Origin of the sequence: Nesterenkonia salmonea (assembly GCF_005771525.1) — a bacterium.
In the GTDB taxonomy this organism is placed as follows: Bacteria; Actinomycetota; Actinomycetes; order Actinomycetales; family Micrococcaceae; genus Nesterenkonia; species Nesterenkonia salmonea.
Map to the genome: position 1 here is coordinate 11,310 of NZ_VAVZ01000004.1, position 18,227 is coordinate 29,536.

Consider the following 18,227-nt stretch of genomic DNA (forward strand, 5'->3'; position numbering starts at 1 on the left):
AGGGTGTGAGTTTAGCCGTCCTGGTCAGCTGATATTTCCCGGGCGCCGATGAGGAACTCGCGCATCAAGGGCCCGTTGGTCGAGGAACCCCATTCGCCTTCTTCCAAAAAGACTGCCACCGCGAGGTCCCCTTGGGCACCAATGACCCAGGTATGGGAGTAGGTATCGTCTCCTGAACCCGCCTCTGCAGTGCCGGTCTTGGCGTAGACGTGCGGACCCGGAATGGGGTCGAGGTCCCGCAGCGTCCCAAAGTCGACGGTTCCGCGCATCAGTTCGCGCAGTTGCTCGCCTTCCTCTTCAGTAAGCCCATCCCCTTCTGGATGGTCCTCACGTTCCACCAGCCAGGGGTGGACGGTGCGACCATCTGAGATCGAAGCCGCCGCAGCGGCCATTCCCAGAGTAGAAGTTTCCACGGTGCCCTGCCCGAAGAGGTTCGCCGCGTGGAGATTCCCCTCGGCGTCCTCAGGAATCTGAGCTTTGATGGCCTGGACGCCGATGCCTACGTCATTGTCCATACCCAAGTCCCTGGCTGCCTCGGCCAGCTCAGCGGAGGTGACATCATCCCAAGCCGCTGCGAAAGTCGTGTTACATGACACTGCCACAGCCGTGTTGAACGGAATGTTCCCCACATATTGGTCCTGGAAACCAGTCACATTCCGGAACTGCTGTCCTTGAACCGTCACTGAGTTCGGACAGGGAACGCTGGAGGTGGGCGAAAGCCCGTCACGCAGCATGGCCAAGGCGGACACCATCTTGAACGTGGAGCCAGGTGCAAACGTTGATTCCACAGCAGTGTTGACATGAGGGGCGTCCGGGTTATGCGTGGCTGAGGCGACGATAGCCCCGTCAGAGGGCCTAATCGCTACCAGAGCTGTGGTGACATCTTGATCATCAACAACCCCTTGGGCGAGGTCCTGCATTCTCGGCAGCAGGCCAGTGTGGACGTCCTCCCCGGGCTGCGGGTCCACCGAGTATTTCACTGTGTCACCGACGGTGATGTTGATTCCGGGGCTACCACGCAGAGTTGATTCGTGCACCGACTGGATACCCGAGAGGCCGACCATATCTCCGACACTGAGTGAAGGATCGTTCTCAAGGTGTTCTGCCGTGACGTCTCCGACCCGCCCCAGTAATTGGGGCGCGAAGTCAGAGCTTTCAGCCAGCGGCATCTCGTCGTAGACCAAATGGATGCCAGGGATGCTCTCCACGTCGGCAGCACTGACGTGTCCGCCGTCGGTGCGCACCACAATGGCTTCTACGAATGCTTCATCCCCGTATCCAAGGACTCGCTCCTGGAAGGAATCGGCATTGATTCCGACCACCTCTGCCAACTCCTGCGCTGCCTCAGTCTGCTCTTCCTCGGAAGCCAACTGGGACTTGTCCAACCCAATCCTGACCACATCGCGGTTGTAGACCATAGCCCGGCCATTGCCGTCCATGATGCGTCCGCGATCAGCGTTAGTCGTGGAGATGCTGACCGTTTCGTGACCTGCGTAGTCGGGAAGAATGATGTCCATCTCGCCGGCCAGAAGCCAGGTGTCGGATTCCTCGTCATAGGAGTAGTCAGCTTGTGTGGTGTAACCCCACTGCTCACCATCCACGCCGACCTCTTCGAGGTCCCAGCGGTGTTCAAAGCTGACCGCAGCCGTGGGAGGCCTCACCGAATCTTCAGCGGGCTCTTCGACCTCGGACTCCGTCACCTCGACCTCAGGCTCGATGTCGCCGAAAGGACCATGCAAGTTCTCCACCGCATCCGAAAGCGTCTGCGCTTGACCGGACGAAAGGTCAACAGCGGAGAAGTCTCCAGTGGTGATTGCCTCGGCGGTCGCTTCCGCGGCATCGGAGATAGCTGCCCGTTCTTCCTCATCACCGCAGGAAGTGAGCACACTAAGCAGGGCACACCCCGCGACGACGACGCCCCACCTGGAATTTTTCACCCGTTAAGTCTACGGGCCAGCGCCTCAGTGCCGTGGAGCGGCACAGGTTATGACCGGGACGACCGCCAGACGATCAATTCGCGCCCACTGGGTCGCGGACGCTGCCCGCGGGTCACCGTGACCACATCTCCGCGGGATCCCACGGCGAAGACCCTGGAACCCCCATGGGCTTCACGTAGTGCGTGACGGAGCTCCCCGACCTGCTCTTCGAGTTCTTCCACACGGTTCTGCAGAGCGATGATTCTGCGGATACCTTCTAGTGAGACGCCCTCTTGGCTGAGCTGTTGGATCTGCCGCAACTGCTCAATGTCGTAGGGGGAGTATCGCCTGTGGCGACCGCCCTGACGGCGTGGGGTCACTAGTCCGAGCCGGTCGTACTGGCGAAGAGTCTGCGGGTGCATATCTGCCAGTTCAGCAGCAACGGAGATGACGAACAGCGGGTCGTGGCGATGTGAGGCAGCCAGCATTCTGGGGTCGTCGCCGTATTCTGCGACGTTGTCGCGAATGCGCACTCTAGCGTATGACACGTGGTACACCTCCCTTCACCTATTACAACGCAGCTTTGGCCTCTAGACCTTCCCGAGGGTTGGAGCCGCGTGTTGCTTCAGCGAAGGCTCGAACCGCAGCTTCTGCCTCTTCGTTGAGTTCTTGGGGCACCACCACGTCGAGAACCACGCGCATATCGCCTGAACTGTTCTTCCGGCGGATGCCCTGCCCCTTAAGACGCAGGGTCTTTCCAGTGCTGGACCCGGCGGGAATCCGGATCTTGACCTTTTCTCCGTGGATAGTGGGGACTTCAGCTGTGGCGCCCAGTGCGGCCTCGTCGAATGTGACCGGCAGGTGAATGCGGATATGGTCGCCGTCTCGTTCAAAGAACGGGTGATCCTGGACAGAGACCTCGACCAGAAGGTCACCGGCCCCGCCTGGGCCCTGCTGACCCTTCCCCTTGACTCGGACCTTCTGACCTTCCTTGATTCCTGCCGGAATCCGGACGTCTATGACATTGCCTGAAGCCTCACGGAGCCCCACAGTGGTACCACGGACGGCACCTTTGAAAGAGATAGTGGTCTTGGCTGTCCGGTCGCCGCCCTTCGGCGAGGCCCCCCCGAATCGTCCGCCGAAACGGTCACCCATTCCACCGAAGATGTCCTCGAAGCCGCCACCGAAGCGACCTCCGGCTGTGCCTGGTGCCCCGCCCTGGCCGAAGAGCCCTCCGAAGATGTCCTCGAATCCGCCACCATCGCCTCCGGGACTGCCGGAGAAACGGGCCCCCGAGCCCATGGCTCGGATAGCGTCGTACTGTTGCCGGTCCTCGGGGTCTGAGAGGACCGAATGTGCCTCAGAGATGTCTTTGAACCGCTGCTCCGCGGCAGCGTCACCTGGATTCTTATCCGGGTGATGCTGCCGCGCCAGCTTGCGGTACGCTTTCTTTATCTCTTCCGCGGTTGCGTCCTTGGAGACGCCGAGGATGCTGTAGAAATCTTTATTGATCCAATCCTGTGAAGCCATGGTTCAGTGCGACCCCATACCTTTTCAGGCCGGCGTCTCCCTCCTCTCTCTTGCTTATTCTGCTCCAGCGGACACGATGACCTGCGCGGCACGAAGCAGCCGGTCGTTGAACCGATAACCGGCCCGCACCACAATAGCGATCCGGTCGGCCTCGATCTCCGGGTGCGGCTGCTGCATGATCGCCTCGTGCTCATTGGGGTCAAACTCTTCCCCCACCTCCCCGACTGGAGTCAGGCCCTGTTGAGTCAGGGTCTGCTCAAGCCGACTAGCGATATGAGCGAACGGGCCGTCTTCGAGGTCCCCAGCCTGCCTTGCTGCAGCGATGTCATCGAGCACTGGCATCAGCTCAGAGATCAGCTGCCCCTTGACCCGCTCCTTCTCAAGGGAGCGGTCACGCTCGACGCGTCGCCGGTAGTTGACGTACTCCGCCTGCACACGGCGAAGATCGTTCTCCAGTTCCGCTTCCCGGTCATAACCGGAGGCATCGAGAATCTGCTCGGCAGCCTCGATGTTCTCCTCCGGCTCCGTTTCGACACCGCCTACGGCCTCGTCGAGGGGAACTTCTCGCAGTTCTGGATCCTCAACCACATGTGGATCCTCGTTCAGCTCTGGATCGTGATCAGCGTCCTCACCGGCTGGCTCCTCATGCGCTTGAGGAGCCTCGAACGACTCGTCAGGGGCATCGGCCAGGATCCGCTCAGCCTCGGCCAGCGGGTCCGCTGACGGATCCGTTGCCGCGGCTTCACGATCCTCCGCTGTAGCTTCGCCCTCAGCCGGCTGCCGGGCCGCTCCAGTCTCTGGATCGAACCGACGCTTATCGGTGAAGCGAATAGGCTCGGCTGGTTCTGTCGCTTCGGGGTTGTACTTGTCCTTAGCCATTGACTAGGACTCCTTACTTCTTGTCGGCGTCGTCGTCCTCGTCCACGACCTCGGCGTCGACGATATCCTCGTCCTCGCCACCGGCCTCACCGGCTGGTGCCTCTTCAGCGCCAGGGGTGGACTCTGAACCCTGAGCATAGAGCGCTTCGCCGATCTTGACCTGAGAAGCCTGAAGCTTCTCGTATGCGGCATTGACCTCGTCCTCGTTGTCGGTGTTCTCAAGCGCCTGCTTGAGCGCGTCAACGTCGGCCTGGACTTCGTTCTTGACTTCCTCAGGGAGCTTCTCTGCGTTTTCCTTCAGCAGCTTGTCCACCGAGTATGCAGAGGCCTCAGCGGCATTGCGACGCTCGGCTGCTTCCCTGCGCTTCTTGTCTTCGTCAGCGTGCTTCTCAGCGTCCGCGACCATGCGGTCGATGTCTTCCTTCTCCAAGGAAGTACCGCCGGTGATGGTCATCGACTGCTCCTTGTCGGTGCCCTTGTCCTTCGCTGAGACGTGGACGATGCCGTTGGCGTCGATGTCGAACGTCACCTCGATCTGAGGCATGCCTCGAGGTGCAGGCGCGATGCCCGTCAGTTCGAAGGTACCCAGCGGCTTATTGTCGCGAGTGAACTCACGCTCACCCTGGAAGACCTGGATGGCCACCGACGGCTGGTTGTCCTCAGCAGTGGAGAAGACCTCGGACTTCTTGGTGGGGATCGCGGTATTGCGCTCGATGAGCTTGGTCATCACACCACCCTTGGTCTCGATGCCCAGGGAAAGCGGAGTGACGTCAATGAGCAGAACGTCTTTGCGCTCACCGGCAAGCACACCGGCCTGCAGAGCAGCACCGACGGCCACCACTTCATCCGGGTTCACGGACTTGTTGGCCTCTTTGCCGGCGAGCTGCTTGACCAGTTCTGCCACGGCGGGCATACGGGTGGAGCCACCGACCAGAATCACATGATCAATTTCCGAGATCTGGATCCCGGCTTCTTTGATGACGTCATTGAACGGCTTTTTGGTCCGCTCCAGCAGGTCGGAGGTCAGATCCTCAAACTTGGCGCGGGAGAGCGTCTCATTGACGTGGACCGGGGAGCCGTCATGCTGAGTGGCGTAGGGGATGTTGATGTTCGCAGTGGAGGTTGAGGAGAGCTCCTTCTTGGCGCGCTCCGCCTCCTCCTTCAGACGTGGCACGGCGATCTTGTCCTTGGACAGGTCAACGCCTTCCTTCTGCTTGACCTGCGCGACCAACCAGTCGATGATGCGCTGGTCCCAGTCATCGCCGCCGAGCCGGTTGTCACCGGCAGTGGAGCGGACCTGGATGGTGGAGAAGTCGTCCTCATCCTTGCCGACTTCCAGCAGGGAGACGTCGAAAGTACCACCACCGAGGTCGAAGACCAGGATCTGTTCGTCCTCTTTGCCCTTTTCCAGGCCATAGGCCAGGGCTGCGGCGGTGGGCTCGTTAACGATGCGGGAGACCTTCAGCCCGGCAATCTCGCCGGCTTCTTTGGTCGCCTGACGCTCAGCGTCGTTGAAGTATGCGGGGACGGTGATGACTGCCTCGGAGACATCCTCACCCAGGTAGGACTCGGCGTCGTGCTTGAGCTTCATCAGGGTGCGGGCCGAGATTTCCTGCGGCGTGTACTTTTTGCCGTCAACCTCGGTTTCCCAGTCCGTGCCCATATGGCGCTTGACTGAGGCGATGGTGCGGTCTGGGTTTGACACTGCCTGGCGGCGGGCTACTTCACCGACGAGCACTTCACCGGACTTGGAGAAGGCCACCACTGAAGGGGTGGTGCGGGCACCTTCAGCATTGGCGATGACAGTGGGCTCACCGCCTTCGAGGACAGTGACGACTGAGTTAGTGGTTCCGAGGTCGATTCCGACTGCGCGAGACATTCGGTCTCCTTTCGTGAGGATTTCCTTCAAAGCACTGCATCTTGCATTGAGCGAGTTCGACTCAAGTCTGAAACTTGAGCTGACCCTTGTCAAACTGACTTGAGTCGACTGCACTCAACTTTGCTTTTCAGGGATTTCAACGACGGCGCCCTCGGCTCTATTCCCGCCCAGTCCAGCCCACTCCCCTCCGACTCCAGACCTCCGGAAGACCACGTTGTGAGCTCCAACAGCCACCTGCAGCCGCCACCAATGAAGGAGCGTCTCAGGATGTGGGGAACTGGGGCAAAATGTGCCGAAGTTTCCAACATCCTGAGACGCTTTCTGGGGCGGCGGCGACCTTACATCGCGATGCCGATGTACTTGGTCTCGAGGAACTCATCAATTCCGGTGTCGCCACCTTCACGCCCCAGGCCGGACTCCTTCATGCCTCCGAACGGCGCAGCCGGATTGGAGACAACCCCTTGATTGAGGCCCACCATTCCGGATTCGATGTTCTCAGCGACGCGCAGTGCCCGCGTGAGGTCATTGGTGTAGACGTAGTTCACCAGGCCATATTCGGTGTCGTTGACCAGATCAACCACCTCAGTCTCAGTGTCGAAGGGCGTCAGCGGTGCCACCGGGCCAAAGATCTCCTCGTTCCACATACGCGCCTGCAGGGGGACATCCCGAAGAACTGTGGGCTGGTAGAAGAATCCTTCGCCTGGGCCCGCCTCGCCACCTACGACCACTTTGGCACCTGCTCCTACTGCGTCGTCAACCAACTCCTTGACCTTGTCGCGCTGCGTGGCGTCAACCATGGGTCCGACCTGAACACCTTCGTCTACGCCACGCCCTACCTTCAGCTGCCCCATTCGCTGGGCCAACTTCTCGGAGAACTCGTGCATCACACTGCGATGGATAAACATCCGGTTCGCCGCAGTGCACGCCTCACCTGAATTGCGCATCTTGGCCAGCATCGCACCTTCAACTGCCTTGTCCAGGTCCGCATCTTCGAAGACGACGAAAGCCGCGTTGCCGCCGAGTTCCATAGAAGTCCGGAGTACTTTGTCAGCACACTGTTCCAGCAGCTTCTTGCCCACGGGAGTGGACCCCGTGAAGGACAGCTTGCGCGCGATCCCGGAACGAATCAGGGGCTCCATCACCTGCCCGGCCGTCGATGTCACCACAATGTTCACCACACCAGGAGGCGCGCCAGCGTCTTCGAGAACCTGCGCCAAAGCCAGCATGGACAACGGTGTCAGTTCAGCCGGCTTCAGGACAGAGGTGCAGCCAGCAGCGATCGCAGGACCGATCTTGCGGGTGCCCATAGCCAGCGGGAAGTTCCACGGAGTGATGAGCAGCGACGGCCCCACCGGTTCCTTGCGGATGACGAACCGCGCATTGCCCGCTGGTGCAGTCTGGTATCCGCCGCTGATCCTCGTGGCTTCCTCTGCGAAGTGGCGGAAGAACTCGGCGGCATAGGCCACTTCTCCGGCCGCCTCAGCCAGCGGCTTACCCATTTCCAGGGTCATCAGCATCGCGAGATCATCCTGACGCTCGTGCATCAGCTCAAAGGCCCGCATCAGTATCGAGGCCCGCTTGCGCGGAGGCATCGCGGCAAAGTCCTTCTGCGCAGCCTGGGCAGCGTCGAGAGCATCGCGGCCGTCTTCCGGTGAAGCATCAGCCACTGTGCACAGCACACTGCCAGTCGAGGGGTCGTGCACATTGAGCACGCGGCCCTCCCGAGCATCGCGCCATTGACCGTTGATGTAGAGCTTCTTAGGCGCGGCATCCACCACGCGTGCCTCGTGCTCCTGGGACGCTGAGACCATTGAGATTCCTCCTGATAATCGACGACTGGCCCGACTCTGCGCAGCTGAGAACGATCCGCACCCATGGGGCGTCACTCTCCCTGGCCGAGCATCCTGTGACATTGCGGGCTTTGATGGGTAGCCTAGTCCAGGATGAAGATTGTCAACAATCCGAAAAGGAGTACTTTGTGGCTCAGCTCTCCCCACAATTGAAGCAGGCAACACCCGTTGTAGCTACCCATGGAGAAGGGGTCTACCTCTACGATGAGGCCGGCACCCGTCACCTGGACTTTACTGCAGGCATCGGCGTGACCAGCACTGGTCACTGCCACCCCAAAGTCGTTGAGGCCGCCCAGCGTCAGGTCGGGAACCTCATTCATGGTCAGTACACGACCATCATGCATAAGCCCCTGCAGCAGCTCACCCAGAAGCTCGGGGAAGTTCTGCCTCAGGGCCTGGACTCGCTGTTCTTCGCGAACTCCGGATCAGAGGCTGCCGAAGCCGCGCTCCGCCTGGCCCGCCAGGCCACCGGCCGGCCCAACATCATCGTGTTCCAGGGCGGCTTCCACGGGCGTACTGTAGCTGCTGCCTCCATGACGACCTCCGGCACTAAGTTCAAGGCAGGGTTCTCCCCGCTGATGCCCGGCGTCGTCGTATCTCCATTCCCCAACCCCTCGATGTACCGTGATCTGGGCTGGGGTCAGGAGCAGGTGACTGACTTCGCGCTGAAGCAGTTGGACTTAGTCCTCCAGACGCAGTCAAGCCCAGCCGACACTGCCGCCTTCATGGTCGAACCAGTGCTCGGCGAAGGTGGCTATGTCCCGGGCAACGAGAGGTTCTTCGCAGGGCTCCGCGAGCGCGCAGACAAGCACGGCATTCTGCTCGCGATCGATGAGGTGCAGACGGGCTTCGGCCGCACCGGGAAGTACTGGGGTCTTGACCACTTCCGAGGCGAAGACTCCGCCGTCACTCCGGACATTCAGATGTTCGCCAAAGGCATCGCGTCCGGATTCCCCATCTCTGGCATTGCGGCACGCTCGGAGATCATGGAGAAAGCCTGGCCAGGTTCTCAGGGCGGTACCTATGGGGCCAACGCAGTTGCCTGTGCCGCTGCGCTCGCCACGCTCGATGTGATCGCAGAGGAAAACCTGGTGGCCAACGCTGATGCCCGAGGTGAGCAGCTTCGTGCTGCGCTGCGCAGAATCGCGGCCGACTACCCGCATATTGTGGACGTGCGCGGGCTGGGCCTGATGATCGGAGTGGAGTTCGCCGACGCTCACGGGCAGCCTGATACCGCCACCGCTGCGGCCGTTCAGAAGGAAGCCGCCAAGCGAGGACTGCTGCTGCTGACCTGCGGGCCCTGGACCGAAGTGGTCCGGTTCATTCCCGCGTTGGTCGTCAACGAACAACAGGTCGACGACGCCGCGGAGATTTTCGCAGGTGCCGTAGCCTCAGTACTCGGCTAGGACCAGATCACCAGATGCGATGGGTGAGCTTGGGGTACTTATGAGACATATGGTCGCCGGAGGATTTACGAGTCACACGACGCTTAACCCACGGATACAGGTAATCCTTGGTCCACACAGCTTCGGCAAAGACTCGTTCCGGCAATGACGAGACCGGAGGGTCCTGCAACTCCGGCTCGGCGATCTCGTCTTTCTCCCCAAGCACCCTGAGCACTTCCTTGGCCATGAGAATGTGGCCTTCAATACTGAGGTGCATTCGGTCCGGGTCCCAGAAGCGCCAGTCTTGGAACTGCTTCATGTGCCAGAAGTCCACAAGGTCCAGGTCTAAGTCATCGACAAATTTGCGGATGTACTCGTTGTAGATGGCTGTTCTTCCGCGAGTGGCCCGGAACATGGGAGCCTTGCCGGAATCGAATCCGGTGAAGACAACCACCCGAGCACCGGAATCGACAAGTTTCTCCAGCGCCCAGCGGTAGCGTTCCATGATCCCGTCGAGGTTGACCACAGGCCGGAGGATGTCATTGCCTCCGGCGTAGAACGTCACCAGGGTTGGATTCAGAGCGAGCGCGGCGTCGAGCTGCTCATCCAGAACCTGTTGAAGCTTCTTACCGCGGATCGCCAAATTGGCGTATCCCCAACTGTCGTCATTCTCGATCAGCTGCGAGGCCACGCGATCAGCCCAACCGCGAACCCCATTGGGGCTGGAAGGATCAATATCACCCACTCCCTCGGTGAATGAGTCACCCAAAGCGACGTACCGCTTCTCAAACGGTCCGTCGAGCTCATCATGTGCTGCCATGACCCCGTATCCTCCTGCACGTCGACATCTCCGCCACTGTACCGCGCATGGGCAGTCCGGCTGAAGCTGAGGCTGAGGCTCTTGCACTCTCAACCTCTCCACGGCTATGCGAGTCGCAGCAGCCAGAGGTTAGGTGCTGAGGGGGTTCACTCCCGGGGGCTGCTCTTCCACTGATAATGGGCCAGGCGCTGTGCCCTCGCCGAAGGGTGAGCCTCCAAGGGAGTCACGGCCATGCGGCGACAGCCAGCTTTCGAGTTCAGGGCCAACTGGCACGATCTGGGTGGGGTTCACGTCTTCGTGCACCACGTAGTAATGGGCCTTGATCTGGTCAAAGTCGACGGTGTCGCCGAATCCAGGGGTTTGGAAAAGGTCCCGTGCATACGCCCACAGATTCGGGAACTCGGTGAGTTTGTTCCGGTTGCACTTGAAATGACCGTGATACACCGGATCGAACCTCACAAGCGTGGTGAACAGCCTGATGTCCGGCTCAGTGATGTGGTCTCCCATGAGGTACCGGCGGCTCTCCAAACGTTCCTCAACCCAGTCCAGAGCGGTGAAGAGCCGGTCATAGGCTTCCTCATACGCCGACTGGCTTCCGGCGAAGCCGGAGCGATACACCCCATTGTTGATCTCAGTGAAGATCCGCTTGATGACCGGCAGCATGTCCTCGACCAGATCCTCTGGAATCAGGTTGGGCGCTCCGGGGCGGTGAAATTCGGACCATTGCGTGGAGAAGTCGAATGTCAGTTGCGGGTAATTGTTGGTGACCACTTGGCCTGAAGGGACGTCCACCAAAGCTGGGACGGTGATGCCTCGTGGATAGTCCGGGAACCGCTTGAAGTAGTTCTCCTGCAGCCATTGGGTGTTCAACACCGGATCGCGTCCATCCGGGCTGAGGTCGAAAGTCCAAGAACGCACGTCGTGCACTGGTCCTGGGGTGGCTAGGGAGATCGCGTCTTCCAACCCGAGAAGCCGCCGGATGATGATGGTCCGGTGTGCCCACGGGCAAGCACGCGCGGCCACCAAACGGTAGCGGCCAGCCTCAACCGGCCAGGCCTCGGCGTCCTCAGTGAGTCCAGCGATCCGCGGGTCTCCAATAGTGGAGGATTTCTCGGCCGGTGCGCTCCGAACAGCGTCCACATCCGCCACCACACGGTCTTCAATGTAGTTGGTGTCGCGGGTGAACTCACCGCCGGTGACATATGCCCCTCGCGTCGAGTGTTCGGTGCCAGAAGTCTTATGCGGGTCACTCATGCTCAGCTCATTTCCGTCGTGGGACCACGTCGGATCAAGCCTAACGCCTCCGTCCGGGCATAAGCTGGAGAACATGACGACGCCGCCGCCGTTACCCTCATCAGTCCATGTACTCACCTGTGACAACCCCTCCCCTATGACGCTGGAGGGCACGAATACCTACCTCATCGGCGAACCAGACGCCGAGGACGTCGTCGTCGTTGATCCTGGTCCAGTGGGACACGCTGATCATGTGCGACACATCATGAAAGCGGCGGCCGGGCGCGCGGTGGCCCAAATTCTGGTGACTCATCGGCACAGTGATCACCTCGGGGCCGCCAAACTTCTGTCCTCCATGACTGGCGCTGAAGTCCGAGGACTGGACCCTGATGTGTGCCTGCCCGGTGGGGAGGGAACGGTCCTCCCTTTGGTCGACGGCGAACAGATCGGTGTGGGTCGCAGCACAGTGGCAGTGCTGCATACTCCGGGGCATACTTCTGACTCAGTGTGTTTCTGGCTGCCTGAAGCACACGCGATGATCACCGGTGACACTGTCTTGGGTCGGGGAACCACCATGCTTGACTTCCCTGACGGGACTCTGACCGACTATTTGGGCTCACTTGAGATGCTTTCCGGATACCAGGACGCCATGCTGCTGCCAGCCCACGGGCCCCTCCACGAGGAGCTGGGACCTGTGGTCAGGGCGTACCTGGACCACCGCCAGGAGCGTCTTGATCAGGCCCAGTCGTTGCTGGCTGAGCACGGTTCACTGACTGCCGAACAACTGGGACAGCTGATGTATGGCGACAAGACTGGTCTGAACCAAACGGTCATTACCCGAATTGCTGCGGCCCAGTTGGATCATCTCACCAGGACTCGCTAGAAAGGCCGCCTGATGTAGGGGTGTTCTTTCCAGCGGATTTCCTGGATTTCGATTCCTTCGGCTTTGAGTTCGTCCACCAGAGAGCGCGAGGCTTTGCCGAGACGTTCGAAAGCGTTGGGAGATGCTTCTCCCACGGGGCCTCCGGCGTAGAACCACACGCTGAGCGCCCTGCGGCCAAAGCTGTCAGTATCTGGGGACTGCGTGACGGCCAACTGCCCATCGGTCACACCTGTCAGAGGGGTCCCCTCAACGTCCTCGCGGAAATAGTCCATGAATCCGGTGAGCTCTTCGAGGACCCGCTCCACAGGATCCAAGTGAGTTGCCACGATCCTCGCCTCCAAAGGCGCCCACTGGTCTGGTTTGAGTCGGGGACCCCCGAAGAGCTCTGGTCCCCATTCGCCACGTCTGTTCCACCGCATAGCTTCTCCTCTGGCTCTCCCACACGCATCTGGACCTGGGCTGAGTGTTTTGGCCACAGGCTGTTGTCTTGGACCTCTACGATATTCCTATGGGAACCCACACCGCAGTCATTACCGGCTCCACCGCAGGATTGGGTGCAGCCTTTGCCCGTCAGTTGGCAGCTCAGGGCTACGATCTGGTGCTGGCTGCCCGGACAGAACACCGTCTGGAGGTCCAGTCAGAGTCTTTGGAAGCGCAGTATGGGATTCGCGCTGAGACGGTGGTAGCGGATCTGACCACCGACGATGGCGTCGGTGCGGTCCAGGAGAGGCTCCTCGACCCCTCCCACCCGGTCCATCTGCTGATCAACAATGCCGGTCATGGTCTGGCCGGGAACTTCCTTGACACGGATCTGCAAGACGAGCGCGATTTGCTGCGATTGCATGTGCAGACACCTATGGAGCTCTGCCACACTGCAGCGCGTGCGATGACCGCCCAGCGCGCTGGACGGATTATCAACGTGGCGTCAGTGGCTGGGTTCGCCGCCACCGGTACCTACTCAGCAGCCAAAGCCTGGGTGGTGAACTTCTCGAAGGCTCTGCACACTCAGCTGAAATCTGAAGGTCTCACCGTCACCGCCCTGTGCCCAGGCCTGGTGCGTACCGAGTTTCACGAACGCTCAGGGATCAGCATCAGTGGCGCGAAGAAGTGGATGTGGCTGGATGCTGAGGATGTGGTCCGTCAGGGTCTCACCGCGAACGCGCAGGGAGCATCGTTGTGCATCCCTTCCGCCCAGTACCGCGCATTGTCAGCGGGCTTGCGGTTCATGCCAGGTTCAGTGGTTCAGTGGGCGACTGACAGGCGTATTAGTGCGCCCGCCGACTTTGAGAATGCGGAGCCTGCAGTGACCGAGACTGACTCCTCCACCAAGTAGGGCCACCTGATGTGGGGTGCGGAGGGCTTATGCCAGCTTGGTGCGGCTAGACCAGCACGTCGATGATCAAGCGCGGACCATCAGGGTGCTCCCACACGGATACGCGGTAATCGCGTGCGGTGTCCAGACCGATGTAGTAGCTGGCGGACCCATGGTGAACGAAGGTTGTCACGGCCTCGGAGAAGACGGTGCCCTGAGTGTCGACGAGGTTCGACAATTCCAGGTGCCCGTCGGATTGCCCTGCATTTCCCGGTTCTAGTCCGACAACCCCAACGTAGAGGATCGCTTCGGAGCTCATATCGATCGGAAATCCTGATCCCGGCTCCACTGCCTCATCAACGTACTCAGCCGACCAGCCAGGCGCCCCAGCCCCTGAATGTTCGAAGACTATGCGGTGGTACTCCTCATGGATTCCGACTCGCACTTCCTGCAGAAGCAGGTGCGCATCTTCGGGTACATCAGTCAGAAGTTCGGGAAAGCCGTTGGATTCTTGGGGCTCAGCAGAGAACTCTGTGACATCCAGTACGCCGTTGGGAGAGTCGGATTCTGGCTCCGCATCGCCCTCGGGGGATTCAGGAGCGGCTTCATTCGTTTCGACTTCCGGCTGTTCGGCTTGTGCAGACTCCTCATCCGAGGCTGTCGTGACCGGCTCATCACGTGGCTCATCCAGCGGGGGCTGTTCTTCGGTCGCAGCGGCTTCCTGACCATCCTGCTGCGGTTCACTCGGGTCACCGACACAACCTGCGGCGAATAGGCACGCTGCCAACGCGGCAGCGAGTGCAGCGGGTGGCGTGGTCCTTCGCGGCACGTCGTTCACAGGCAGGTCCGTTTCATGTGGCTGACATAGGTCCGCCTGCCAACGGTAATGGCACTTTCGAGGAGTGAACAGCCAGATCAGCGACTGTAGCTACATTGCAACCTAAGCGTTGCAATGTTGTTATCAGTCGTTCTGACGGTCTTTCCGCTCCCGGTAGGCATTCTCTCCTGGGCCGGAGAACTCTCGGTTTCGCTCCACTGCGGAGATCGAGCCGGTGAATAGCCCTTCCTCCACTGGGAACTCAGTAGTGGGCACGGAAGCGTCCTGGGATGTGTGGGGACGGTCCTGCGCTGGGCCCGCGATGGGCTCTTCACCGTAACTAGTCTGAGGGTCGGCCGAGATGGTGTTGACCTGGCCGGTGGCAATGGACTCAGCTCCACCAGCCAGGGCTTCCTCATTGGTCATGAGCATCCGTTGGGTCAACACCGCGTAGGGATGTTCAGCGCGGAGGAAATTGACCAGGTCTTCGCGAATCAGACAGCGCAGGTCCCAGAGTTCCCCCGAATTACGTGCCGAGACGACCACGCGAGCCTGGACGTGCCCACCGGTGGCCTCCGTGATCTGCAGATTGGATGTCTGCCCATCCCACAGATCCGTAGTGGTCAGGAGGCGTTTCAGACGGCCGCGAAGCGCATCAGTTGGGACCCTCCAATCCACGTCCAGCTCGACGACGCCCAACAGCTCGGTGCCGACTCGAGTCCAGTTCTCGAAGGGAGTCGCCACAAAATGTGCGCTGGGGTAGATGAATCGGCGGCCGTCCCAGGATTTGATGACCACGGTGGACAGAGTGATCTCCTCCACGGTGCCAAAGTTCTCTTCAATGACCACCACATCGCCCACGCGGATGGAATCGGTGAAGGCGAGCTGGATGCCGGCGAAGAGGTTGGCCAAGGTCGACTGCATCGCCAGACCTGCCACGACTGAGACAACACCAGCTGAGGCGAGGAGACCTGCGCCCAGACCTCGGACACTTTCGTTGAGCAGAAGTACTGCCGCGACGGCCACTGTGATGATGACTGCTGCCAGGATGCGCCCAATCAGATCAACCTGAGTTTGGACTCTGCGGCCGCGGCGATCTTCTGCACCAAGTTCACCCTCACCTATGTACTTGGACAGGATCACTGCTTCAACGATCTTCACCACGCGAAGAGCCCACCAAGCGATGGAAATGATCAACGCGATGTTGAGAAGGACAAACAGTGGGCCCTGCCACCAGAGCTCAGCGTCCACGGCGTAGCGGACGCTGAGTGCGGTACCCGCCAGGAGCACAATGCAGAAGCCCGGGATCCGGGTGCGGTTGATCGATCGCTTGACGGCGGCGTTGCGGCGGAAGACCTGCTTCAGGGCCACGGAAAAAATAAGGGTGACGATCAACGCGGCAATTGCTGAGAAGGTCAGTCCGATGAGGACCCCCATATAGGGACCTGCCGCGGACACGATCGTTTCGAATTCCTGAGGAATATGGTCGTCCACATCAGTGGTGATGTCGGCCAAGGGCCCGGCACCCTCTTGTGAGGGGGGCCCAGACTCGGCGGAATCGTCCAATGTCTGAAAGGGGAAGCTGATCATGGCCGAAATTGTTCCACGCTAAGTTGTACGCCGGCCAGCTTTCCCGATGCGAGCTTCGTCATGAGTCGCCACTTTGGTGAATGACAGGGAAGAATAGTCTCCATGCTGACTACCACTGATCTTCGTGGCCGCGAATTGGATGTTGCTCAGGCTCTGCCTCGGGCGGAACACGATGTTTCGGCGACTATCGAGACTGTCACCCCCATTTTGGAACAGGTCCGCACTGGAGGGACCGAAGCTCTGCTAGACCTCTCCGAGCGGTTCGATGGGGTGCGACCAGCTGCTCTGCGCGTCCCCTCAGAGGTGCTCTCACGCGCGCTGTCTGCGCTGGATCCGGCGGTGCGCAAAGCGCTGGATACCCTCATATTGAGGGCCAGAGAGGTTCATACTGCACAACTTCCAGCGGCGTCTCAGGTCTCCCCCGGCCCTGATGCGCGGGTGACCAACAGGTGGGTGCCGGTGCAGCGTGTAGGTTTGTACGTTCCCGGCGGACAGGCGGTGTACCCCTCGTCTGTGGTGATGAACGCGGTGCCTGCCCAGGTCGCGGGAGTGCCACAGTTGGCGATCGCGTCACCTCCGCAGCGTGATTTCGGCGGATGGCCCCACCCAACGATCTTGGCGGCAGCCAAGTTGCTGGAAGTAGACGAGGTCTATGCGGTAGGCGGCGCCCAGGCTGTGGCCATGTTCGCCTATGGCGCCAAGGACTCTGATGGTGGCGTCGAAGTGCCTCCAGTGTCATTGATTACTGGCCCGGGGAATGTCTACGTGGCGGCGGCCAAACGGGCGGTTCAGGGCACTGTCGGAATCGATTCTGAGGCTGGGCCCACTGAAATTATGGTGCTGGCTGACGGGACAGCGCCGGCGAATCTCATAGCAGCGGATCTGGTGTCCCAGGCAGAACATGATGAGCTTGCCGCTGCGGTACTGGTCACCGACTCACCTGATCTTGCGGAACGTGTGATCACTCAGGTGAGCGAAAAGGCAGCCGCCACAAAACACACAGAGCGTGTCAAGCAATCACTTGCTGGACGCCAGTCAACGGTCCTTCTGGTCGATTCGATGGATGCTGCAGTTGAGATCGCCAATGCTTACGGAGCCGAGCACTTGGAAATCATGACACATGACGACGACGCTTTCGCTCATCGGATTCACAACGCGGGTGCAGTGTTCCTCGGCGCCTACACGCCTGTTTCCCTGGGCGACTACTGTGCCGGTTCCAACCACGTGCTGCCTACCGGTGGAGCTTCCAGGTATTCATCTGGATTGAACGTGACGAGTTTCATGCGCTCGCAGCAGGTGATCCGCTACGGCCGTGAGGGCTTGGCCCAGGTGGCCGACCACGTCACCGCGCTGGCCGAGGCCGAGGACCTGCCCGCACACGGCGACGCGGTGCGGGCAAGGTACCCCTAGACGTTCATCACGAAGGTGGTGTTGACCCACCCGACCACGCCGTCGTGCTCGACCTGCAGCCATGATCCTCGCCGTTCGCCGGTGCGCAGCACCTCGCCGCGAGGAATCTGGGCCAGCTTGTCCGCACTCGAGCTGGGGTCTTCGCGCAGCGGCACTGAGTAAGTGGCCCGCCAATCGCCTGCTGAGGTGACGGTGGAGCTTGTCTGGGTGCCACCATGAGCGTCAAAGTAGCTGTCTCCCCAGCCACCGGGGTTGCCACTGAGACCCAGACGCTGCGAGCACGCTGGCCACGCACCCCACCCCTGGCGTTGCCAGAGCTGGTATGCGCGTTCAATCTGTTCCTGCTTCGATGCCTGATGCGGCAGTCCGCTTCCGCCGACCCACCGCCATGATGACTCAGAGAACTGTAGTCCGCCGTAGTAGCCGTTGCCGGTGTTGATGGACCAGTTTCCTGAGGACTCACACTGAGCCAAACGATCCCAGGCGGAGCTGTAGGGTCCGCGAGAGCTCTGGGCGTGCTGACCACTTGTTGGACCGGTCCGGCCCGATGAGCTGCCCGACCCGGAACCTGAAGATCCGGAGGATGACGAGCCAGAAGAGGACGAACCCGATCCTGAAGATGAGCTGCCCGAGCTTGATGATCCGCTGGAACCTGAGGAACTGCCAGAGCCTGAGGATGAGGACCGGACGTCGAGGAAGTCTTCCCACACCCACCCGGTGTTG

Annotated in this window: 17 protein-coding genes; 4 read left to right on the forward strand and 13 right to left on the reverse strand. The window is 60.6% G+C overall.

Features of this window, described 5'->3' with window-relative positions; all coding sequences use genetic code 11:
- Positions 1 to 11: 11 nt before the first annotated feature.
- From FEF26_RS01990 to FEF26_RS02015, 6 genes are all read right to left on the reverse strand, one after another.
- Positions 12 to 1,937, reverse strand: a complete 1,926-nt coding sequence (locus tag FEF26_RS01990) for a penicillin-binding transpeptidase domain-containing protein (RefSeq protein WP_138251867.1) — start codon at positions 1,935 to 1,937, stop codon at positions 12 to 14.
- Between the two features lie 47 nt (positions 1,938 to 1,984).
- The gene (locus tag FEF26_RS01995; protein WP_138251961.1) at positions 1,985 to 2,404 is read right to left on the reverse strand and encodes a heat shock protein transcriptional repressor HspR; all 420 of its coding nucleotides are present in this window, start codon (positions 2,402 to 2,404) and stop codon (positions 1,985 to 1,987) included.
- Between the two features lie 82 nt (positions 2,405 to 2,486).
- A complete protein-coding gene (locus FEF26_RS02000) occupies positions 2,487 to 3,446 on the reverse strand; it encodes a DnaJ C-terminal domain-containing protein (protein WP_138251868.1) in 960 nt (319 codons plus the stop codon).
- A 54-nt stretch (positions 3,447 to 3,500) separates the two neighbouring features.
- Positions 3,501 to 4,325: a nucleotide exchange factor GrpE gene (locus tag FEF26_RS02005; RefSeq protein ID WP_138251869.1), complete on the reverse strand. Its 825-nt coding sequence runs from the start codon at positions 4,323 to 4,325 to the stop codon at positions 3,501 to 3,503.
- Between the two features lie 13 nt (positions 4,326 to 4,338).
- Positions 4,339 to 6,204, reverse strand: a complete 1,866-nt coding sequence (gene dnaK, locus FEF26_RS02010) for a molecular chaperone DnaK (RefSeq protein WP_138251870.1) — start codon at positions 6,202 to 6,204, stop codon at positions 4,339 to 4,341.
- A 338-nt stretch (positions 6,205 to 6,542) separates the two neighbouring features.
- The gene (locus FEF26_RS02015; RefSeq protein ID WP_138251871.1) at positions 6,543 to 8,015 is read right to left on the reverse strand and encodes an NAD-dependent succinate-semialdehyde dehydrogenase; all 1,473 of its coding nucleotides are present in this window, start codon (positions 8,013 to 8,015) and stop codon (positions 6,543 to 6,545) included.
- 167 nt (positions 8,016 to 8,182) lie between these two features.
- Here FEF26_RS02015 and FEF26_RS02020 point away from each other — a divergent pair, with 167 nt between their 5' ends.
- On the forward strand, positions 8,183 to 9,460 hold the full coding sequence (locus FEF26_RS02020) for an aspartate aminotransferase family protein (RefSeq protein WP_138251872.1): 1,278 nt from the start codon (positions 8,183 to 8,185) through the stop codon (positions 9,458 to 9,460).
- A gap of 7 nt (positions 9,461 to 9,467) precedes the next feature.
- Here the strand turns inward: FEF26_RS02020 and FEF26_RS02025 are convergent, their stop codons facing one another.
- Entirely contained in the window at positions 9,468 to 10,259 is a 792-nt protein-coding gene (locus FEF26_RS02025) for an SGNH/GDSL hydrolase family protein (RefSeq protein WP_138251873.1), read from the reverse strand.
- Between the two features lie 129 nt (positions 10,260 to 10,388).
- On the reverse strand, positions 10,389 to 11,513 hold the full coding sequence (locus FEF26_RS02030; RefSeq protein WP_138251874.1) for a glutathione S-transferase family protein: 1,125 nt from the start codon (positions 11,511 to 11,513) through the stop codon (positions 10,389 to 10,391).
- A gap of 73 nt (positions 11,514 to 11,586) precedes the next feature.
- Between FEF26_RS02030 and FEF26_RS02035 the strand changes: the two genes are divergently transcribed.
- Entirely contained in the window at positions 11,587 to 12,375 is a 789-nt protein-coding gene (locus FEF26_RS02035; RefSeq protein ID WP_138251875.1) for an MBL fold metallo-hydrolase, read from the forward strand.
- On the opposite strand, the gene FEF26_RS02040 is transcribed toward FEF26_RS02035, so the two are convergent.
- Entirely contained in the window at positions 12,372 to 12,794 is a 423-nt protein-coding gene (locus FEF26_RS02040) for a hypothetical protein (protein ID WP_138251876.1), read from the reverse strand. The two genes, FEF26_RS02035 and FEF26_RS02040, sit on opposite strands and share 4 nt — an antisense overlap.
- An 89-nt stretch (positions 12,795 to 12,883) precedes the next feature.
- Between FEF26_RS02040 and FEF26_RS02045 the strand changes: the two genes are divergently transcribed.
- Complete coding sequence (locus FEF26_RS02045; protein WP_138251877.1) at positions 12,884 to 13,708, forward strand: SDR family NAD(P)-dependent oxidoreductase; 825 nt, start codon at positions 12,884 to 12,886, stop codon at positions 13,706 to 13,708.
- A gap of 46 nt (positions 13,709 to 13,754) precedes the next feature.
- On the opposite strand, the gene FEF26_RS02050 is transcribed toward FEF26_RS02045, so the two are convergent.
- Together FEF26_RS02050 and FEF26_RS02055 are read right to left on the reverse strand one after the other, a co-directional pair.
- On the reverse strand, positions 13,755 to 14,525 hold the full coding sequence (locus FEF26_RS02050) for an AMIN-like domain-containing (lipo)protein (protein WP_138251878.1): 771 nt from the start codon (positions 14,523 to 14,525) through the stop codon (positions 13,755 to 13,757).
- A gap of 123 nt (positions 14,526 to 14,648) precedes the next feature.
- Positions 14,649 to 16,094: a mechanosensitive ion channel family protein gene (locus FEF26_RS02055; RefSeq protein WP_138251879.1), complete on the reverse strand. Its 1,446-nt coding sequence runs from the start codon at positions 16,092 to 16,094 to the stop codon at positions 14,649 to 14,651.
- Between the two features lie 102 nt (positions 16,095 to 16,196).
- Here FEF26_RS02055 and hisD point away from each other — a divergent pair, with 102 nt between their 5' ends.
- Positions 16,197 to 17,504: a histidinol dehydrogenase gene (gene hisD, locus FEF26_RS02060; protein WP_138251880.1), complete on the forward strand. Its 1,308-nt coding sequence runs from the start codon at positions 16,197 to 16,199 to the stop codon at positions 17,502 to 17,504.
- Here hisD and FEF26_RS16340 read toward each other — a convergent pair.
- Both FEF26_RS16340 and FEF26_RS16025 read right to left on the reverse strand, forming a co-directional pair.
- On the reverse strand, positions 17,501 to 17,977 hold the full coding sequence (locus FEF26_RS16340) for a transglycosylase family protein (protein ID WP_424991716.1): 477 nt from the start codon (positions 17,975 to 17,977) through the stop codon (positions 17,501 to 17,503). The two genes, hisD and FEF26_RS16340, sit on opposite strands and share 4 nt — an antisense overlap.
- Positions 17,964 to 18,212 carry a hypothetical protein gene (locus tag FEF26_RS16025; RefSeq protein ID WP_243730365.1) on the reverse strand — a complete coding sequence of 83 codons (249 nt, stop codon included), beginning with the start codon at positions 18,210 to 18,212 and terminating at the stop codon, positions 17,964 to 17,966. The genes FEF26_RS16340 and FEF26_RS16025 overlap by 14 nt, the downstream gene beginning before the upstream one ends.
- Positions 18,213 to 18,227 lie beyond the last annotated feature (15 nt).

Bases quoted from the DNA above. Each gene is read 5' to 3' on its own strand.
- dnaK (WP_138251870.1), bottom strand. From the start codon at position 6,204: ATGTCTCGCGCAGTCGGAATCGACCTCGGAACCACTAACTCAGTCGTC.
- FEF26_RS02000 (WP_138251868.1), bottom strand. From the start codon at position 3,446: ATGGCTTCACAGGATTGGATCAATAAAGATTTCTACAGCATCCTCGGC.
- FEF26_RS02045 (WP_138251877.1), top strand. From the start codon at position 12,884: ATGGGAACCCACACCGCAGTCATTACCGGCTCCACCGCAGGATTGGGT.
- FEF26_RS02015 (WP_138251871.1), bottom strand. From the start codon at position 8,015: ATGGTCTCAGCGTCCCAGGAGCACGAGGCACGCGTGGTGGATGCCGCG.
- FEF26_RS01995 (WP_138251961.1), bottom strand. From the start codon at position 2,404: ATGCTGGCTGCCTCACATCGCCACGACCCGCTGTTCGTCATCTCCGTT.
- FEF26_RS02005 (WP_138251869.1), bottom strand. From the start codon at position 4,325: ATGGCTAAGGACAAGTACAACCCCGAAGCGACAGAACCAGCCGAGCCT.
- FEF26_RS02035 (WP_138251875.1), top strand. From the start codon at position 11,587: ATGACGACGCCGCCGCCGTTACCCTCATCAGTCCATGTACTCACCTGT.
- FEF26_RS02030 (WP_138251874.1), bottom strand. From the start codon at position 11,513: ATGAGTGACCCGCATAAGACTTCTGGCACCGAACACTCGACGCGAGGG.
- FEF26_RS02025 (WP_138251873.1), bottom strand. From the start codon at position 10,259: ATGGCAGCACATGATGAGCTCGACGGACCGTTTGAGAAGCGGTACGTC.
- FEF26_RS02040 (WP_138251876.1), bottom strand. From the start codon at position 12,794: ATGCGGTGGAACAGACGTGGCGAATGGGGACCAGAGCTCTTCGGGGGT.
- FEF26_RS02055 (WP_138251879.1), bottom strand. From the start codon at position 16,094: ATGATCAGCTTCCCCTTTCAGACATTGGACGATTCCGCCGAGTCTGGG.
- hisD (WP_138251880.1), top strand. From the start codon at position 16,197: ATGCTGACTACCACTGATCTTCGTGGCCGCGAATTGGATGTTGCTCAG.